The organism is Dinghuibacter silviterrae, assembly GCF_004366355.1.
Taxonomy (GTDB): domain Bacteria; phylum Bacteroidota; class Bacteroidia; order Chitinophagales; family Chitinophagaceae; genus Dinghuibacter; species Dinghuibacter silviterrae.
In genome coordinates this window covers 2,875,586-2,893,845 of the sequence record NZ_SODV01000001.1, presented here as the reverse complement: position 1 = coordinate 2,893,845, position 18,260 = coordinate 2,875,586, and the positions used below count along the sequence as shown (strand labels likewise).

Annotated in this window: 14 protein-coding genes; all 14 read right to left on the bottom strand. The window is 58.8% G+C overall.

Annotated elements, in window-relative coordinates:
- Positions 1-63 precede the first annotated feature (63 nt).
- The 14 genes from EDB95_RS12585 to EDB95_RS12515 all read right to left on the bottom strand — a co-directional run bounded on the left by EDB95_RS12585 (position 64) and on the right by EDB95_RS12515 (position 18,217).
- Positions 64-1,350: an alkaline phosphatase family protein gene (locus EDB95_RS12585; protein WP_133994105.1), complete on the bottom strand. Its 1,287-nt coding sequence runs from the start codon at positions 1,348-1,350 to the stop codon at positions 64-66.
- Positions 1,351-1,371: 21 nt separating this feature from the next.
- A complete protein-coding gene (locus EDB95_RS12580) occupies positions 1,372-2,229 on the bottom strand; it encodes an ABC transporter six-transmembrane domain-containing protein (protein WP_133994103.1) in 858 nt (285 codons plus the stop codon).
- Positions 2,230-2,232: 3 nt separating this feature from the next.
- Positions 2,233-3,771 (bottom strand): SET domain-containing protein-lysine N-methyltransferase, encoded by a 1,539-nt coding sequence (locus EDB95_RS12575; protein WP_133994101.1) that lies wholly within the window; start codon positions 3,769-3,771, stop codon positions 2,233-2,235.
- A gap of 3 nt (positions 3,772-3,774) precedes the next feature.
- Positions 3,775-4,914 (bottom strand): D-alanine--D-alanine ligase family protein, encoded by a 1,140-nt coding sequence (locus tag EDB95_RS12570; RefSeq protein ID WP_162852575.1) that lies wholly within the window; start codon positions 4,912-4,914, stop codon positions 3,775-3,777.
- A gap of 9 nt (positions 4,915-4,923) precedes the next feature.
- The gene (locus EDB95_RS12565) at positions 4,924-5,433 is read right to left on the bottom strand and encodes an SET domain-containing protein-lysine N-methyltransferase (protein ID WP_133994097.1); all 510 of its coding nucleotides are present in this window, start codon (positions 5,431-5,433) and stop codon (positions 4,924-4,926) included.
- Between the two features lie 9 nt (positions 5,434-5,442).
- Positions 5,443-6,171: an esterase family protein gene (locus tag EDB95_RS12560; protein WP_133994095.1), complete on the bottom strand. Its 729-nt coding sequence runs from the start codon at positions 6,169-6,171 to the stop codon at positions 5,443-5,445.
- Positions 6,152-6,766 (bottom strand): SGNH/GDSL hydrolase family protein, encoded by a 615-nt coding sequence (locus tag EDB95_RS12555; RefSeq protein WP_133994093.1) that lies wholly within the window; start codon positions 6,764-6,766, stop codon positions 6,152-6,154. Before EDB95_RS12555 ends, EDB95_RS12560 begins: the two co-directional genes overlap by 20 nt.
- Before the next feature lie 122 nt (positions 6,767-6,888).
- Positions 6,889-7,512 (bottom strand): gluconate 2-dehydrogenase subunit 3 family protein, encoded by a 624-nt coding sequence (locus tag EDB95_RS12550; protein WP_133994091.1) that lies wholly within the window; start codon positions 7,510-7,512, stop codon positions 6,889-6,891.
- Positions 7,509-9,260, bottom strand: a complete 1,752-nt coding sequence (locus EDB95_RS12545) for a GMC family oxidoreductase (RefSeq protein ID WP_133994089.1) — start codon at positions 9,258-9,260, stop codon at positions 7,509-7,511. Before EDB95_RS12545 ends, EDB95_RS12550 begins: the two co-directional genes overlap by 4 nt.
- 107 nt (positions 9,261-9,367) lie before the next feature.
- Positions 9,368-11,785, bottom strand: coding sequence for a beta-galactosidase GalA (gene galA, locus EDB95_RS12540; protein ID WP_133994087.1), 2,418 nt, complete (start codon positions 11,783-11,785; stop codon positions 9,368-9,370).
- A 6-nt stretch (positions 11,786-11,791) separates the two neighbouring features.
- Entirely contained in the window at positions 11,792-12,958 is a 1,167-nt protein-coding gene (locus EDB95_RS12535; protein ID WP_211352097.1) for an aldose epimerase family protein, read from the bottom strand.
- Positions 12,955-14,007, bottom strand: coding sequence for a UDP-glucose--hexose-1-phosphate uridylyltransferase (locus EDB95_RS12530; protein ID WP_133994085.1), 1,053 nt, complete (start codon positions 14,005-14,007; stop codon positions 12,955-12,957). Before EDB95_RS12530 ends, EDB95_RS12535 begins: the two co-directional genes overlap by 4 nt.
- On the bottom strand, positions 14,004-15,110 hold the full coding sequence (gene galK / locus EDB95_RS12525) for a galactokinase (protein ID WP_133994083.1): 1,107 nt from the start codon (positions 15,108-15,110) through the stop codon (positions 14,004-14,006). The genes EDB95_RS12530 and galK overlap by 4 nt, the downstream gene beginning before the upstream one ends.
- Positions 15,107-18,217: a beta-L-arabinofuranosidase domain-containing protein gene (locus EDB95_RS12515; protein WP_246073617.1), complete on the bottom strand. Its 3,111-nt coding sequence runs from the start codon at positions 18,215-18,217 to the stop codon at positions 15,107-15,109. The genes galK and EDB95_RS12515 overlap by 4 nt, the downstream gene beginning before the upstream one ends.
- Positions 18,218-18,260: the final 43 nt, after the last annotated feature.

Below are 18,260 nucleotides of genomic sequence, written 5' to 3'. Positions count from 1 at the left end.
AAGGTCTGAAGACCGCAAAATAAGGACAAGAGGGAACGCGGGCCAAGCGTAGTATTACCTGAATTATCGAAGAATTCCGTCCAAAACACCGGGTTTTCCGTCAATCTTTTCGGTATAGGGGAGGCCCAATATCCTGGCCACCAGCGGATATACGTTCACGTTCTCAAAAGCGCCGATGGTTTGTTTTGGTTTGAAGGCGGGTCCCCATGCATAAAAGGTGGCGTGCATGTCGGGGAGCGCGGGATCGAACCCGTGTTCGCCGATGTGGATGTGATCCCCTGGTCTGCCAAAAACATGCGGGGGCTGGGGAACGAGGATGATGTCCCCTATCCTGTCGTAGCGGTCGTCGCGTTTGCCATAGTGCCAGCGGGAAGGCACATCGTCGGCCAGGTACACATCATAACCGCTCGCCGCCGCTTTGAGCCGGGCGTAGGTGGCTTTAATTACTTTTTTGTCACCGGTGCGGGAGGTCATGTGGATCATCGTCGCCCCCGTCACCACGGTAAAGGCCGCGGTGTCCGCGGGTGTCAGGGGATCGATGAGGTGGGCCGTATCCACCGGGGTCATGCCGTGATCCGACACAAAAATAAAGTTCACCGCCAGGTCAAGCCCGTTGACCGCATCCACCATCTTCCCCACGCTTTGGTCTACGAACTGGACGGCCGAGCGGACCTGCCAGGCGTCGGGGCCGTACAAATGTTCCGCATGATCGACTTCGGGGAAATAAAAAGCAATGAGGTGCGGCCGTTTGTCTTCCGGCAACTGAAGCCAGTCTACGACGGTTTGGATGCGGGCGTCTATGGGAATGGCCGTGTTGTAGTGATAATAGTACGTAGGGAGCAGACCGCCGATGGCGGCCTCCGATCCTACCCAGTAAAAGCTGGCGCTGAGCAAATGCTGTTGCTCGGCCAGCGTCCAGAGGGGCACCCCTCCATACCAGGAGCTGTCCGTTACCGTTTTTTTGTTCGACATACTGTAGAACGCATTCCGGCCATGGTCATAAAACCGGTTGTCCACCAGCCCGTGGTGGGAGGGATAAAGACCCGTCACCAGCGTATAATGATTGGGAAAAGTAACGGAAGGAAAAGAAGACTCCATATACGCCGCCTGCACCCCGGAAGACCGGAGCCGGATGAGGTTGGTCGCCTGGTATTTGTCCGCCAGGTCAGCCCGGAAACCATCCGCCGAGATCAGGATGACATAGGGCTTTTTTTCCTGGGCGCGGTCGTTGGACCGGCCGGGAACGACGTACTGGGCGGTGTCTTGGGCCCGGAGGGCGGTGGCGCCCAGCAGGGCGGTTCCCCAAAGGGCCGCTCCCCAAAGGGCGAGGATGACGAGGCGGTATTGCATGGCTCACGAATATAAGGATTCTCAAAAATCCTCGGCTTCTACTTCGATCCGTTCGGAGATATCTTTGAGTGAACTATAACGCTGGACCGTATAGGGGATGGTATCCAGACCCGACACGAACTTGAGGATGTAGGTATATATCCCGATGATGTCCCCTGCCAGCAATGTCTTCCCATGGGTGATCAGGAGAAGCGAGGCAGTGATCACCAGCAGGACGAGGAGTTCCATGACCCCGAAGTTCCAGGCCTCCCGGTCCGAAATCCGGATCTGCCATTTACGCAGCAACCGGTAGTGCCGGTTGATCTCCCGCTCGTCCCGGGTCGAAATCACGTCCACCTGGAGCTCCAGCTCGTCGTTCTTAAACCGGGTAAGGCGTTTCATTTGCTGGCCATACCGGTAGCTGATCAGGACCACGGGCACCAGGATGGCCAGGCAAACCAGCACCACGACCTTGTCATAAAAAAACAGGAGCACCAGGGACCCGACCAGGTTGTACACCGCCTCGATGATAAAGTTGAGGTCGAATTCCAGGAAGTCGATAAATTCCCTCGCCAGGGTCGAATGCGCGCTCAACCGCGACACGTCGGTATCATCAAAATCCCGCGTCAGCATCCGCGTCACCAACTGTGTATAAATGGACGTATACGTACGGGTATCCACCATGTGCCGGAGCGTCCCCACCGCCAGGTAGCCAAAATGGACAAGCGCCAAAATGATCAGCCCCCGGTAACTCCCCTTGAGCAGGTCGTTCACCGCCTCCCCCAGAAAAAACGGCCGTAAAAGATTACCCAGCATCTCCAGACCAAACAGGGAATAGGTCAGTGTCAACCGGTATTTGTGCTGTAGGAAAATTCGTCTAAGTGCGCTGAGTCCTGGCATTGTTCACTTCGTTTGTTTGTCCATCGTCCCGGCGCCGGTCGCGCCCGTCGCGCCATTTGCGCCCGCGACACCCGTCACGTCCGTCGCACCGTTTGCACCTGCGTTCTCCGCCGCACCGGCGGCGCGCGCCGCCTCGCGGGCCGTCACCGTATTCCCCGTTGTCCCGCGGATCACGCCGCGGCACGCGGGATCCCCGCACTGACAGGCAAACGGTTCGAGCGTATCGTCCATCATCGTTGCGTAGTCCAACGTCAGTTCTTCCCCGGGAGCGATGGCCCGCCGGGCATACACGTTAAGCCCGCGATACTCCGTATTCGGGTTACAGCTGTGGTTCTGCGGCGCCCAGGCCGCGGGGTCCTTGTCCCAAAGGATAAACACCTCCCGGCTCAACGGGTACGCATAGTGCCGGAAAAGCTCCTGCTGCGCCGGCGTCCAGTGACGGGCGACAAAGCTCCGCGTCACGATGCGCTGCGCCCGGTCCTCGCCGTCGAAGATGCTTTCCCCCGGGGCGATCGCCCGCGCGGCGTAAATGCCATATCCCGAGATGGGGCTGCCCTTGACGTGGTATTTCTTTTGCTTACGCCGGTGACGCGCGATACCCTCGGCGACGATGTGCCGCAAAAACCCCTGCGGCCCGATCCCGTCAAAACGCAGGATATAATCCGCCGACCCTTCGTATCCTTCCGTATAGAACACGGAGCAGGTAAAGTTTATTTCAAGGAAAAATAGTTTCCCCGCCGCGTCCACGCGAAAATCCAACCGCGCGTATCCCACACCCCCAAAGGCCTCGAAGATCCGCGCGGAAGCTTCGCGCAGTGAGGATTCCAGGGCGGGGTCAGCGCAGGGGATATTGGCCTCCGGATGCAGTTCTGAAGTCTTTAGGGCATACGTTTTGAAGGTGGTGCCCTTGGGGAAGATGAACTCGACAGGCTTGAACGTCACCGGCGCGCCACCCGCAGCTGAAGCGGCCACGAGCACCGTAAACTCCCGCCCCTCGATATACGCCTCCGCCATGATCTCATCGTAGTCCACCCAAAGCGCCGCCGCCTTGCGTTCGAGGGCAGCCCGGTCCCGCACGAGCGACTGCTCGTCGACCCCCAGGCTGTCGCCGGCCTTGGCCGGTTTCAAAAAAAGCGGGAAGCCCACTTTGGCGACGACCTCGTCCAGGTCGGCAAAAGTGCGCAACACCACGTAGGGCGGCGTCCCCACCCCTTCGGTATAGGCGACGTATTTCATGAGCTCCTTCGGCGGATCGTACAACCGCGCGGACGGCCCGGTGTAGGGCAGGTTCAGGAGCTCCAGGCTGTGGATGACGTCGATGGACGGGACGCTCCAGTCGAGGTATCCCTCGCAGAGGTTGACAAATATGTCGTACCCCTGGCGGCGCAAATTGCGGAGCTGGCTATAGGCGGTCAGCTTGTTGAGGAATACATGATCCACGGTGGCTTCGGGCAAAAAAACCGACAAGTCCCGGGGGGGATCGTAATACTGATAGTCGACCTGTGACGTCGAGTAGTCCGGTTGTAATACGCAAATGCGCATAATTTAAGGGTTTAATGAGCGAGGGCTCCCGGGTTCCCCGGGTCGGCCGCCGCCAGGGCGATACCGTTCCAACGCATCCTTGATAATATCGGCGATGAGCTCGGCATACGATATATCCGACAAACGCAAAATGGCCCCGATAGACGTATAGTTTTCGTCCTCCGACAGACCGCATTGCGCGTTGACCTCCAGGACGCGAAGCTGACCCGACGGGTCTCTGCGAAGGTCTACCCGTCCATAGCCCGTACCGCGGACCGCGCAATACGCCTGGAGGCTGACGGCCTGGATGGAAGGGATCAGGCTGCGTTCCGGCAGTTCGTAGGTATAAAAATCTTCGTAGTCCCCGATGGGGCTTTCGGTCTCGTATATCTCCCAAAGACGGTCAAAGGACAAAAAGCGCTCGGTCTCGGGCAAAGCCGGGTGAAAGACGCGCTCCACGGGTAGGTAGACCTTGCACCGGTCGGGCCGGTCCCAGGGTCCCACGATCAGCGTGGTGTACTCCTCCCCTTTGATAAACTGTTCGGCCAGCACGCCCCCGGTGGTCAGCGCCCAGCCCCGGTAGCGTTCTTCGAGGGCGAGGACTTGTTCCTCCAGGGCTTCCTTGGTGTGTACGACGGAGCGGACGCTGATGCCCATGCTCCCGGCGGAGACGGCGGGTTTGACGATCAACGGCCGGCCGAGGCGCTCAAAGACGCCGTTGACGGGAAACGTGGAAGGGATCATTTCCTCGTACCCCGGCATCGGGACACCCGCGGCGTCAAAAAACGCCTTCATATCGAGCTTCGACGTCGTGGCCTGGTAGAAAAAAGCGTCCGCACCGGTAAAGGGAAGCCCGCTGGCCTCCAGTGCACGCAGGACGGAAATACCCGGGCTCCCATTGACCTCGTCCCCGTCGCAAAGGTTAAAGACCAGGGGGCGCCGGCCCTCGGAGTTGGCGGGGATATTGGCGATGATTTCCTTATAGTCGTCCAGATGTACCGGCTGCCATCGCCAGGGCAGGTTCCAGCCGGCAAAGACACGGGTATACTCCTCGATGCTCTGCGAAAAGTCATAATAATAGTCGATGTTCGGATCGCCGGTCTCCACTTGAGGGACGAGGACCCAGACCATAAGGTCGGAGGGTATATCGTGCACTGTTTCCATCATTTTTTTTTATGTCCCGCTATTGCCGCCCGCTTCAGGCGCGAGAGCGGCATCACCGCCCGCCGCCGCGCGCCCGGCCCGCTCCGCCCACTTCCGCTGAACATACGCCGTCAGGCGATAACGCTGGAGCACCTCATTCGGCAAGACGGATGCCCCACTGATGCGGTGCAGACACCCGGGGTTGCCGCAGTGGCAGTCGAAGGGCTCCGCCATGCGCCATTCCGTGGAGGGATAAAAGAACGCGAGTTCTTCCCCTGCGGCCACGTCCCGGAGACAGACGATCTCCATCGTTTCGGTGTCAAAGAAAATATTGGGTGAGCAGCTGTGGTTGGTATACCAGAGCGCCTCGGGGTGAAGCAGGATGTGCTTTCCCTCGTCGATCTGAAGGGTGAAACGCGTGGGATGATCGAGGACGTCTTCTGCCGAAAAGACGCACAGGACCTGGCCCTCGTGCAGGGGTGCAGTGGCGCGGAGGGAACGGTGTCCCGTCGCCGGGTCTTGGTGAAGGCTAGCAAGCATACAATGAATTTACAAATAAAGTTGGACCATATAACGCCAATAACGGGCTTTATGGGATTCGCCGTCCCAGATATGAAGGGCGTTCCAAACCCCCTGCCGCCAGAGGGAATCGCTCAGGTAGCGGTTGTTGTCCAAAAAGGCGTCCTGTTGACCGACGACAAAGATGATCTCCATCTTTTTGAGCTGAGTGATGAGCTGTTCGTCGTGGAGGTTGGGGATAAACCGGGCAGGCATATTGAAATAGACCGTTTCGTCCATATAGCCTTCGAAGAGGTCTTCGAAATGCTCCATTTTCAGGGTCAGGTCGTACCGCCCGCTGAGCCCAACGACCTTTTTAAACATCCAGGGATATTTAAACGCGAGGTTGACCGCGTGGTACGCGCCCAGGCTGCAACCGGCGGCGATGAGGTCGGGACCCGGGTTCCGCCGGCGGACGAGGTCCATCACCTCGTGAAGGACGTATTGTTCGTAGAGGAGGTGCCGGTGGATGCGGGCGGCGGGGGGAATGTGGTTCGCGTAAAAACTTTCCTTGTCAATGCTGTCAAGGCAGTACACCTGGATGGATCCGGCCTCGATCTTCGGCTGGAGGGCCTCGATGACCTTCCAGTCTTCATAGTCGTAAAAACGTGCGGTTCTTGTAGGGAAAAATAAAACCGGGTTGCCCGCATGCCCGAAGGCCAGCAACTCCATGTCCCGCTGAAGGAGCGGGCTAAACCACTTATGGTACTCTCTGGTCATGAATCGAGGTAGCAATATAGCTGCCTACCACTTCCTTCCACAACGCATAGCCTTTCGGGCTGATGTGCAGGCCGTCCGGATCGAGGAGGTCCCGTTTGGGATACCCCGTACCGTCCAGCATACGGTTGTATACGTTAATGTAGTGCAGGTTCCCTCCCTTGTTCCGGATCTCTTCCTCGATCAGGGTATTGGTGTACCGGATGCTGTCCACAATATTCCAGCGGGTGATGCTAGGTTTGATGGAAATATACGCCAGCGGTATATCCCCAAACCTGTCCCTAACGCAAGCCACCAATTGCCGGAAAAAAATGAACACCTCCTCCGGGTGCCGCCCGTCCCCCAGGTCATTATCCCCTGCATACACGATGATGGATTCCGGGTGATACTGCCCGACCAGACGGTCGAAGAACCATACGCAGGCGGCTAGTGTAGAACCGCCGAAACCCAGGTTCACGGGCTGATACGCCCCGAAATCCTCGTATAAATTTTCCCAAAGACGGATGGAAGAACTGCCGTAAAATACCATTTTCGGCTCGTAAGGCAAATTACCTTTTTCTTTCTCTACTCTTTGGACTTCGTTTTCGTACCAGAGCATGCGCGATATTTTGATGAAAAAAAACCGGCGGCGGCCGCTGCGCGGCGGACCCGCCGGAGTTGGGCGCCCCGGTGGCCGCCGCGCTTGAGCGGCGCGCCGCCGGCGGGGTCGCCGCAGCGGCGCTACACCCCTTCGAGCCCGTACTGCTTGAGCACCTCCGGTGGCACCCCGGTCCAGGTCCCTGGCCGGTTGCCAACGTACCCCAGATCCTTGACCCCCATCTCGCTCGTATAAAACCCGGAAGCCGTGAGGTCCCGGAGGCGGCTAAAAAACGCCACCCCTTGTTGCATGGCGGGATCCGCCTTCCCCGGATAGGCAATCTGGTCGATGAGCTGGATCTGCTGGTCGTGGGTGCACCCAGTAAAGGCCTGGCCATAGCGCTCCAGGCATTGGAGGTCGAGCCAGCGCAGTCCGCCCCGAAGGGGCACCTGGGTGTCGGGCTCGTCCTTGGAGACAAACTCGATATAAGCGGGCACCCCGGCCTCGGAGGCGCTGCCGGAATGATCATCTTTAGGAATAATAATATCCACCAGGACGGTGATGGTCGCCAGCTCGGCGTCCGTAAAGAACTTTTCGGCCTGCAAACGTTTGTCCCGTTCGACCTCGAAGGGTTCGCGGCCCGGGACGTCCGTCGGTGTGGCGGCCGCAGCGGGCGCAGGCGCGGGCTTGGGGTTGCAGGCTTCCAGGAGGGTCCCCGCCGACAGGGCGGTTAACCCGATGGCTTTTAGTGTGTCTCTCCGGTTCATGATATATTGAGTTTCTTTTTTTGCTGAATAATATATTCCGATGTCCGCATGGACATCGCCAGGATGGTCCAGGTGGGGTTTTTGTCTCCCTGTTGGACAAACGGCGCGCCGTCCACCACGAACAGGTTGTCGCATTCGTGGGCCTGGCACCAGCGGTTGAGCACCGACCGTTTCGGGTCGTCTCCCATCCGCGCGGTTCCTACTTCGTGGATGATGACACCGGGGTTTTCCAGGCCATAGTTATTCGCGGGCCCCTGGTTACCGTACAACATCACGGCGCCCATGGCGTGCATGAATTCGGCAAACGTTTCCTGCTGGTGTTTGGCCTGGAGGATTTCTTCCTGGCCCCAGGTATACTGGAAACGGAGCACGGGTATCCCGTACTTGTCCACCGTATTCGGGTCAATCTCGCAATAATTTGTTTCTCTTGCAAGGGCTACCCCTCTTCCGGCCATCCCGATGGTGGCGCCGTACCAGCGGCGGTAGTCGTCCTTTAGCTCGGCGCCATAACCGCCGGCCTCGCGTTTTTTGCCGTCCCGGCCCGGCACCATGCCGTTGAACTGGGGGACAAAGCCGCCATACCCGGCGGAGGGCATGTGCAATCCGCCCCCGAATTCGATATGATACCCCCGGGGGAAGTTGAGCTTGCTGTTGTCTTTTAGCCAGGGTGCATAGATATGGACGCTCCCCACCCCGTCCTCGTTATACCGTTTCCGGTCGGCGAGCTGGGGCAGTACCCCGTAAGTGCTGGTACCCGTAGAGTCGTGAAGGAATTTTCCCACGAGGCCGCTTCCGTTGGCGAGGCCGTTCGGGAAGCGTTTGGACTTGGAGTTCAGCATCAGCCGGGCGGACTCGCAGGCGCCGGCGGCAAGGATCACCGTTTTCCCCCGGACCTGGTATTCCTGGAGGTCCTTTTTACTGACATAGGAAACGCCGGTGGCTTTGCCTTCGCTGTCGACGAGCACCTCGCGGACCATGGCGTTCGGGATGACTTCCAGGTTCCCGGACTTCAGGGCGGGGATCACAAGACAGGAAGAGCTCGAAAAGTCCCCGTAGATCTTACAACTGCGGCCGCACTGCCCGCAATAAAAACACTGGTTGCGGTCCGTGTTGTCCTTGAGCGGTTCGGTCAGCACCGAGCCCCGGCCCGGCAACACCTTCACCCCGATCTTGTCCCCGGCCTGTTTGATAAAGAGTTCGTTTAACCGGGGTTTCGGCGGAGCCATAAAGATCCCGTCGGGTTCGCTTTCTATATTTTCCTTCGATCCATAGATGCCCAGAAGGCGATCGATCTTGTCGTAATAAGGCTTGATTTCTTCATACGTGACCGGCCAGTCCGCGCTCACGCCGTCGTGCCGGCGGGGTTTGAAGTCGTCGGGCCCAAAGCGCAGGGAGATGCGTCCCCAGTGGTTGGTCCGGCCGCCCAGCATCCGGGCCCGGAACCATTCGAACTTGGTATCCCCCTTTTGCGTGTAGGGTTCGCCGTCGATCTTCCATCCGCCATACGCGGCGTCGAAGTCCCCGAACGCACGGACCGTACCCGCACCGCGACGTGGCGATTTCCAGGGCATTTCCAGCTGGTGGGAGTCCTTGGCCGGGTCAAAAAAGGGACCGGCTTCCAACATCAACACCTTTACGCCGGCATTGGCCAGCACGTATCCCGCCATTCCCCCTCCGGCCCCGGATCCTACAACGATCACGTCGTACACGGTGGGGGATTTTTTAAGCTGCAATGAATCGCTAGACATATTACAAAATCGATTAAGTATGGCTCAATATAGGGAAAATGGAGACGCCGCGGCGTAATAAATCCACCTGCGGCGTCTCCATTTTATGTGCGAACGTTTGCGCGCCGCTATGACCCCACGGCCTGCAGCTCGACAGAAGCGCCCTGCAACCCGTCGCCATTAGCCTGCACCTGAATGGGCCCCGTGCCCTTCCCATCCGACTGAAGGATGACCTGGCACTTCCCATTGAACAGGCGCCGCTGCCATTGCCCGTCGGGGCAAAGGTCCGGCTCGTGGCTGCTCGGGTCGCCGTTGCCCACGCCGATAAAGCGGGCGTTCCCGCTCAGGCTGAAGTGGATCAGGTTCATCGCGTCGGGGACTTCGAGTCCCTTGGCGTCGAGTACGGTGACGTTGAGGATGGTGCCGTCGCGGCCGTCGTTCATGATGACCTTCCGGTAGGGCGTCAGGACCACCTTGAGGGGATCCCCCGTGGTGGACACGACTTCCTCGATGCGACGGGACGGCTCACCAAATGAATGACCAACGGCCTTGAGCGTACCCGGTTTATACTTAACGAACCAATACAGGTGTCCGTTGCGCGGCATCTCCTTTTTCCCCAAACTCTTCCCGTTCAGGTATAGCTCTACGTCCTTGCAACTGGTGTTCACCCAGACTTTGATCACCTTTCCTTCCGAACCCTTCCAGTTCCAGTGGGGAGAGAGGTGGATAAAGTTCCCGTCGGTCCACCAGGACTTATAATAATAATAGACGTTCTTGGGGAAACCGCACATATCCATAATACCGAAGTGCGAATTGATGTTGGGCCAGCCATAAGGCGTCGGCTCGCCCCGGTAGTCAAAACCGGTCCAGGCAAAACCGCCCATAAACCAGGGACGGTCGGCGGCCAGGGTCCACCAGGTTTCCGCGGTGGAGGCCCAGGGCGGGTAACAACTGTCGTAGTCGGGGACATACGCGTTGGGCGTGTCCCGGATATAGATCCCCCGGGTCGACACGGTGCTGGCCACCTCCGTACCCATGATGGGCTGGGTGGGGTGCTCCTTGCGATAGGGGTCTACGCCGTGGAGGTTGTAGTTAAACCCGCGTACGGGCAGGACCTCGTTGACGCCATGGAATACGTTCCCGTCGTTGACGGCTTCGGTGCACAGCCTCGTCGGGTCGAGCTCGTGCGCCAGCAATACCTGGTTCTGGGCGATGCGTTTGCCGATGCTGTTGGTTTGGGCAACCCATTCTTCGTTCCCGATCGACCACATAAAGACGCAAGGGCGGCTGCGGTCACGGAGGAGCAGGTGTTTGAACTGGGCTTCGTATTCCGGACCGCTGTCGAGCAGGCGGGTTTCGTCAAGAACCAGCATCCCCAGGCTGTCACAGGCGTCCAGGAGCTCCGGCGTCGGCGGGTTGTGGCTTGTCCGGTAGGCGTTGGTACCCATTTCCTTTAGCACGGCGATGCGGTAATACTGGAGGAAGTCCGGCATGGCGGCCCCTACCCCGGCGTGGTCCTGGTGACAACAAACACCCTGGATCTTGATGGGCTTCCCGTTCAGGAAAAGCCCCTTGTCGGCGTCCACCGTGATGGTACGGACCCCAAACCGGGTCAGGCTGCTGTCGATTACGCGGTCGCCGTCCTTGACAAGGACGACGGCCCGGTACAGGTAGGGGTCGTCCAGGTTCCACAGGTGGGGCGTCGCCAACGTCGCCGAAAGTTTTACGGTCTGCGACCCGTCCACAGCCACCTGTACCGGGGCCGCGTCCGTTTGCGCCACCACCGCACCGGAGCGGTCGGTGATGTAGGCCGACACTTGTGCACCGGCCGGGGCAAGGCCCTTATTGTCGAGGGTGGCCTCTACGGTTACCTTGTTATCGTCCGTATGCACAAACACCCCACCCTCGTGGGCCAGGTGGAGGTTATTAAAGCGTTCCAGCCAAACGTGCCGGTAAATCCCGGCACCCTCGTAGAACCAGCCTTCGTACTGGCTGGCGTCCGCGCGGACGGTGATCACGTTGGGTTTGTCGAACCACAGGAAGTCGGTGATGTCAAAGGAAATGCCGCTGTACCCGCTCAGGTTGCTCCCCAGGTAATACCCGTTGATCCAGATCCGGCTGTCGCGGAAGATCCCGTCAAAGGTGACGACAAAACGCCCCCCGGAATCGGACCGGTGTACCGTAAAGGTCTTCCGGTACCAGCCTACGTTGCTTTCGGGGAAAAGAGGGCCGGTCTGGCGGAAGCCATGCCCTTCGAGGTCTCCGTCCTTTTTATAGACAAAGGGCAGCGTGATCGCCCAGTCGTGGGGCAGCCGTACGCTTTCCCAGTCCGCGTCCTTAAAATGGGGCGAGGCCGGGGTATGCCCCGCGTCTCCGGTCTTGGCGTAAATAAGATCCTGGCCATAGCCGAAGTCTTTGGTGTAGTCCACATTGCTGCCCAGGTGGAACTTCCAGCCCTCGTCAAAGTTGTCCCGGCTCCGCATGTTTTGTGCGCGTACCGAGGAGACCGTGGCTGCGAACAGCGCTATCCAACAAAGTTTTTTCATTTGTATTTATTTCGTCGTCGAAAACGTGTAAAGGGTAATCGTATGATACGTCTTGCCCGGGTCGAGCTCGGTCGATGGCCAGGAAGGCTCGTTCGGGGAATCGGGGAAGTGCTGGGTCTCCACACAAAAGCCCGTGCGGTGGGCGTCGGTTCGCCCGTACTTCATGGCATGTGACCCATCCATAAAGTTCCCGGTATAGAACTGAAGCCCCGGTTCCATGGAGTAGATGTTCATGACGATCCCGCTCTGGTCCGCCCAGACCGTGGCGGCATGCCGTAACGTATCGCTGGGCTTGCCGTTCCCGATCACGAAGTTGTGGTCGTAGCCCTTCCCATTCTTCAACTGGACGTTGTCCCCATTGATGCGGTCGCCGATGACCGTGGGTTTTGTAAAGTCAAAGGGCGTACCCGCCACCGGTTCTATTTTCCCCGTGGGGATCAAACCGGTGTCCACCGGCGTATAGCCGGTACCGAAGACCTGGAGTTTGTGGTTGAGGATAGTCCCGCTACCCGCCCCGTTGAGGTTGTAGTAGGCGTGGTTGGTCAGGTTCACCACCGTTTTGGCGTCGGTGGTTGCCGTATACTCGATCTTCAGACCGGTCTGCGCGGTCAGGGTATACGTCACCGTTACCTGCAGGTTGCCCGGGAAGCCCATGTCCCCGTCTTTGGAGGAAAAATGAAGCGTCAGTGTAGAGTCACTCTTTTTTTCCCCATCCCATACATAGTCGTCATAACCGCGGGTCCCCCCGTGTAAGGCGTTGGCACCGTTGTTCAGCGGGATGGAAAAGGTCTTGCCGTCCAGCTTAAACGTACCATGGCCGATGCGGTTCCCGTAGCGGCCGATGAGCGCTCCATAGAATGCGCCCTTTGCCCTCCGGTACCCGGCCAGGCTGTCAAAGCCTTCGACCACGTCCGTGGCGTTGCCGTTCTTGTCCGGTACGAAAAGGGACACCACGCGGCCACCGTAGCTCGTGATGAGCGCGCGGATCGGCCCGTTCTGGAGTTCGTACAGGTGGGCGGCCTTGCCGTCGATCGTGTCGGCAAAGGTTTCAGGGCGCGGGCCGGTAGCAGCCTTTGCAGTGTCGGCCGCCCCCGGCTGTCCGGAGCCGGAAGGCCCGCCGCAGGAATACAAGGCGCCTGCCGCCAGCAGGATAAGGGTGAACTTTTTCATCATAGCGTATTCGTTAGTTGTTTATAATGTACTTCGGATAAGGCCTGGAGGCGTTCCGCCGCCCATTCCGGCGTGACGTCCCGTTGCGGCCCCGCCAGCATTTCATAACCCACCATGAATTTCTTCACCGTGGCCGACCGCAGCAACGGTGGGTAGAAGTGCATGTGCCAGTGCCAGCCTTCATGAGGGCCGTCGTTGACCGGCGCCTGGTGCATCCCGGCAGAGTAAGGAAAAGAAGTCTGAAACAAGTTGTCGTACCGCGTCGTCAGCCGTTTCAGGATGTCCGCCAGCGCTTCCTGCTCCGCCCCGTTAAACTCCAGGAGCGTCCGGACGTGCCGCCGGGAAATCACCATCGTCTCATAAGGCCATACCGCCCAAAAGGGCACCAGGGCGACAAAATGATCGTTGGCGCACACGATGCGCTTGTGCTCCTTCAGCTCCAGGTCCAGGTAATCCGACAAAAGGCTCCGCCCTTTTTTTGCCCAATACGCCTCCTGGCGGGCCGTCTCCTTCTCGATTTCCACCGGCAGGTCGTTCAATGCCCAGATCTGCCCGTGCGGATGCGGGTTGCTGCACCCCATGATCTCGCCCTTGTTTTCAAAGATCTGGATATAACGGATATCCTTACGCGCGTTCAGGTTCGAAAACTCCTCGATCCAAAGCGTCACGACGCTGCGGATCTCCTCTACCTCCATTTCGGGTAAAGTTAAGTCATGGCGGGGGGAAAAACAGATGACCCGGGACGTACCCTTCTGGCTTTTGGCCACCAAAAGGTCCGCTTCATTGTAGGATCCCTCCGGCGTGTCCGGTAAGAGGGCCGCGAAGTCATTGGTAAAGGCATAGCAAGAAGTATACGCCGGGTTCACCTCCCCATCCGCCCTTTTGTTCCCCGGACACAGGTAACACGTCGGATCATACGCCGGTCGGGCCGGTCCCGCCGGCGCCTCCACCTTCCCCTGCCAGGGCCGTTTCATCCGGTGCGGCGACACCAAAACCCACTCCCCCGTCAACGGGTTAAACCGCTTGTGCGGGTCCTCTATAAAGTTAATCATAGTACATTCCCTCCATTGCCGATATTGGCCACGTATACTTTTAAGGTTTTACCGAGTTCTTTCTGATAGGCTTCGGTCATGCGTTCCCGGAAGACATCGACCCCGTCCGCCTTGACCAGGTTCAGCGTACACCCGCCAAAACCGCCCCCCATCATCCGCGCCCCCAGCACCATTTCCTGCGGCTTTGCCTTTTCCACCAGGAAATCCAACTCGGGACAGCTCACTTCGTACAACCGGCTCAACCCGTCGTGTGTCTTGTACAGCTTCTGCCCAAACGCCACCAGGTCGTTCTTCTCCAGGTCCTCGCAGGCCGCCACCAACCGGAGGTTTTCCTCCACCACGTACTTACAGCGGTTATAGATGATCGGATCTTTTATTTCTTTCAGCATCGAAGGCAGGACGTCCCTCAGGCTTTTCACCTCTGGGTGTATCTGCTGGATCGCCGCCACCCCCGTTTCGCACTGGTGCCGGCGCACGTTGTATTCCGAGCTTGCCAGCGAATGGTGCACCCCCGAGTCGCAAAGCACCAGGCGATACCCCTCCGCGTGAAACGGTACATATTCGTATTCGAGCGACCGGCAGTCCAGCCGGATCACATGCCCCTCCTTCCCGAAGAGGCTCGCAAAGGGATCCATGATCCCTACTTTTACCCCGGCAAAAGCATGTTCCGCCGCCTGCGCCGTCTGCGCCATCTCCATGCGTGTCATGCCCAGTCCGTAAGCCGCGTCCAGCGCGATCAGCATCGCGCATTCCACCGCTGCGGAACTCGACAGCCCCGCACCCGCCGGTACGTCTCCCCAAACCTCCGCTTCAAAGCCGGTCAACGGTATTCCTTTCTTTAAGAGCTGGTCTACGACGCCCAAAAGGTAGTTCGGCCAGCCTTTATCACTCGGGGCCACCGCCTCCAGCGTCGTCTCGTGCGTCGTTTGGTAATCCCTCGAAGTCAGCAAGATCTTGTTGTCTTCCCGTGTCGTGAACCGGATGTACGCGGCCTTGTCGATCGCCGCCGGCAGCACAAAACCATTGTTGTAATCCGTGTGTTCCCCGATTAAATTAATCCTGCCCGGGGAGCGGCTCAGGATCGTCTTTGCGATGTGCGTCATTTTCCCGTGAGTGATTTTATGAGTGTAACTTCTTCCGTGCTAAAAGGCGTCCCGTCCTTGCGGAACACGTCGTGGAACCAAATCTTCGGCTCCGAGCCGTCCGGCATCGGTGTGCCCCAGGCGTAGATGGTATTGGTTTTCCCCGATACCAGGCCCCAGTTGATCGCCGCCACGTTGTTCTTTTTCAGGACCGGCATGATGTTGGTGAAAAGGCTGCCCCGTGTGCGGGCCATGTATTCTGTGCAGATGACCGGCCTCCCGTATTTTTTCAGGCTGTCTATCTCGTGCTGCTGGTCTTCAGGGCTGCCGTAGTTGTGGTAGGTGATTACGTCACTCGCGTCGAGCTGGTACTCACACAGGGGCTTCTGGTGATTGTCCCACACGCCCGCGGACAGCGGCTGGTCCGGGTTTATTTCCCGGCCCCAGGTAAACACGTGTTGCAGCAATGCCAGGCTGCTGTCTCCATAATTGCTGCCCCCTGGCTCATTGTAGAGGTCCCACAGCACAATGCGTGTATCGGTTTTGAAAGTGGTTAGTATGTCTTTTACATAACGTTCAAGAATTGGATAAAGCCCTGCGCTATCCTGGTGGACCGCAAAGCCCGGGTCCTGTACCCAGCCCGAGTTGTGGATGCCCGGCCTGGGGGCTGGCTGCTTTCCCGTGTGCGGCACAGGGTTCCAGCAGTCGTCGAAGAAGACGAAGATCGTCCCGATGTGGTGCCGGTCCGCAATAGCTAAGTATTGGCTTACGCGTTGTTTGAACCCCTCCGGATCTTCCTGCCAGGCGAGGTGATGCAGGAACACACGCATTGCGTTAAACCCGATGCCTTCCGCGTATCCCAGCTCGCGGTCGATCGTTGTTGTATCGAAGGTTTCCGCCTGCCACATTTCCAGTTGGTTGATGGCGGTGCTGGGGGTGAAGTTGCTGCCGCGGAGCCAGGGCCAGTGGGCGTACCAGGCATTTGCTTTTGCCGATGACCAACGCCGCCAGGACGTTGCCGTGGTGCCGGCTGCCACCGGGAACGCGCTGATCCTTAGCCGCGCCGCGCCCATCGGGATCAACGTCAGCTCCTCCACCGGGGCCGCCGTTTGCACGGGACTTTGCGGCAATACCCCGCACAAACCATATTTATCGATCGTCCATGTAGCGATTTGCTGCACCTTCGCCGTCAGCTCGATAGGTACGGCGCTTGGGGTAAAGGGAAAATTATCTTCCGGCCACGGCCGCTTCACCACCCGGAAATCGCCAGGCTGGACATCCGATAGTGCATAGTTCCACGCGCTCCCCGGCAGGATCTCATACGCCGGCCACTGGCTTGCGTCCGCCGAGGCCTGCCACTTCGAGTCCCCGATCGCCGAGGCTTTGCTGTCTACTTTCTTATAGTCTTCCTTGATCTTTAGCGAAAAGGTCAGCGGGCCGTAGTTTACGCTCACGCTGTTCGCGTTCTTGTCCCAGGTATGCGTCGTCACCTGCATCGGCAACGTCAGGTCGACAACGTCGCCCGGGTGCCAGGTGCGGTCAATGCGGAGGTAGGTATCCGGGCTTGTGGTGGCGTTTTGGCGCTGTCCGTTGATGCTTACGGTCGCGCCTTCGCACCACCCCGGCACCCGCAGATACAACGGAAACCGCTGGTGCGCCGTTACCGTAATGCGTATGTTTTCGGAAAACGGATAGTGCGTCTTTACCTCAAACGTCGCCATCTCCCCCTTACCCACTTTTGCTTTTATCCTTGCGGCGCTGTACAGCAAGGCCGCCACCCCGTTGTCCGGTGTCGCCATCCACAAATGCTCCGCGTAAAACGGCCACCCGTAGGTATGGTTGTGCTGGCAACACCGGCTGCTAAACGGGTTCATCATCAGGAAAGGTCCATCGTTTTGCAACCCCGGCGCATGGTTCATCGAGTCGCTCACCACCATATTCGGGGCCGTCAGGTACCGCAGCCCCCGGAAATCCGGCATCACCGCCGCCGGGTACGTATTAAAAGCTACGTCTTCGCAATTGTCCCCCCACATCGGGTCCCCCGTAAAACCCATCAGCAATTCATCCGAGGCCATCTGCTCCACCATCCCGCACGTCTCCACCGCCTGCCGCGGGTCCGTATATCCCGGGCGCGCATTTTCATCCGCCCCGAACATTCCTCCCGGCACCTGTCCGTACAACGCCCGGATCAGGTAAAAGTCCTTATAGGTCGCGTTCATCAACGCCGAATCATGATTCTGCAGGAAATACGTCGCCGGCTCCCGGAACGACTGCGCCACATTCACGTTGTGCCAGTTCGGCAACTTCCCGTCCTGCGTCCAGTTCGCCGTATTCCGGTGGATCTTTTCCGCCACGTCCAACAACCAGCTTTCCCCCGTGATATTATACAGCCAATAGATACTGTACAGGTTATCCCCGCCCCGGCTGTTCTCCCAATACGTTTTCAACAGGTCCTTGTCCGGGACGCCCGCCTCCCAACGAAAGTATCGCGCCATAAAGTCAAGGACCCGTTTGTCCCCGCTATACTCATAATACGCCTGTATACACCACAACATCCGCATGTTCGGCCACAGGTCCGGCATCGGCCGGTCCTTCGACGGCGCCGGTCCGAAATAGCCGTCCGCACGCTGGCTTTCAAATACCTTTCCCAACCAATCCTTTACCGTGGCGATCATCTTTGGGTCCTTCAACAGATACGCCAGGTCCCCATATCCGTTCAGCCAGTACGGTACCTCCTCCCAGCCATGATCCCCCTGCCCCGTGCCACTGTACCAGGCGTTGTCTTTCTTTTCCAGCCATGCGCTGATCTCTGCCAGGTGGCCTGTCAGGCCAGCTCTTTGTAGTTCCAGGTAGCGCTTTAGCCAGCCGTTGGGGGAGACGCTCCCTACCGGGAGTTTGATGAAGCTCGAAGGCGCCAGAGGGGCGCGGTTGCTCGTATAGAAAGCGTTGGTGGTTGTTGTGGGGGGGCGGGATACCACCGTGACAACGGTGGGCGACTGGCGGCGGACAGCCTGGTGCGCGGGTTGCGCCGTGGCCGCGGACTGCGCCGGAGTCGTTTGTGCCTGGGCGATCGTGCCGGCGCAAATGACGGCTGCTGCGAAGGCGAACAACAGGAAAATGTGTTTCATCTGCATATTTCATTCCAGGCCCCGCGGCCTTTTTTTATCCAGG

Bases quoted from the DNA above. Each gene is read 5' to 3' on its own strand.
- EDB95_RS12585 (WP_133994105.1), bottom strand. From the start codon at position 1,350: ATGCAATACCGCCTCGTCATCCTCGCCCTTTGGGGAGCGGCCCTTTGG.
- EDB95_RS12580 (WP_133994103.1), bottom strand. From the start codon at position 2,229: ATGCCAGGACTCAGCGCACTTAGACGAATTTTCCTACAGCACAAATAC.
- EDB95_RS12575 (WP_133994101.1), bottom strand. From the start codon at position 3,771: ATGCGCATTTGCGTATTACAACCGGACTACTCGACGTCACAGGTCGAC.
- EDB95_RS12570 (WP_162852575.1), bottom strand. From the start codon at position 4,914: ATGGAAACAGTGCACGATATACCCTCCGACCTTATGGTCTGGGTCCTC.
- EDB95_RS12565 (WP_133994097.1), bottom strand. From the start codon at position 5,433: ATGCTTGCTAGCCTTCACCAAGACCCGGCGACGGGACACCGTTCCCTC.
- EDB95_RS12560 (WP_133994095.1), bottom strand. From the start codon at position 6,171: ATGACCAGAGAGTACCATAAGTGGTTTAGCCCGCTCCTTCAGCGGGAC.
- EDB95_RS12555 (WP_133994093.1), bottom strand. From the start codon at position 6,766: ATGCTCTGGTACGAAAACGAAGTCCAAAGAGTAGAGAAAGAAAAAGGT.
- EDB95_RS12550 (WP_133994091.1), bottom strand. From the start codon at position 7,512: ATGAACCGGAGAGACACACTAAAAGCCATCGGGTTAACCGCCCTGTCG.
- EDB95_RS12545 (WP_133994089.1), bottom strand. From the start codon at position 9,260: ATGTCTAGCGATTCATTGCAGCTTAAAAAATCCCCCACCGTGTACGAC.
- galA (WP_133994087.1), bottom strand. From the start codon at position 11,785: ATGAAAAAACTTTGTTGGATAGCGCTGTTCGCAGCCACGGTCTCCTCG.
- EDB95_RS12535 (WP_211352097.1), bottom strand. From the start codon at position 12,958: ATGATGAAAAAGTTCACCCTTATCCTGCTGGCGGCAGGCGCCTTGTAT.
- EDB95_RS12530 (WP_133994085.1), bottom strand. From the start codon at position 14,007: ATGATTAACTTTATAGAGGACCCGCACAAGCGGTTTAACCCGTTGACG.
- galK (WP_133994083.1), bottom strand. From the start codon at position 15,110: ATGACGCACATCGCAAAGACGATCCTGAGCCGCTCCCCGGGCAGGATT.
- EDB95_RS12515 (WP_246073617.1), bottom strand. From the start codon at position 18,217: ATGAAACACATTTTCCTGTTGTTCGCCTTCGCAGCAGCCGTCATTTGC.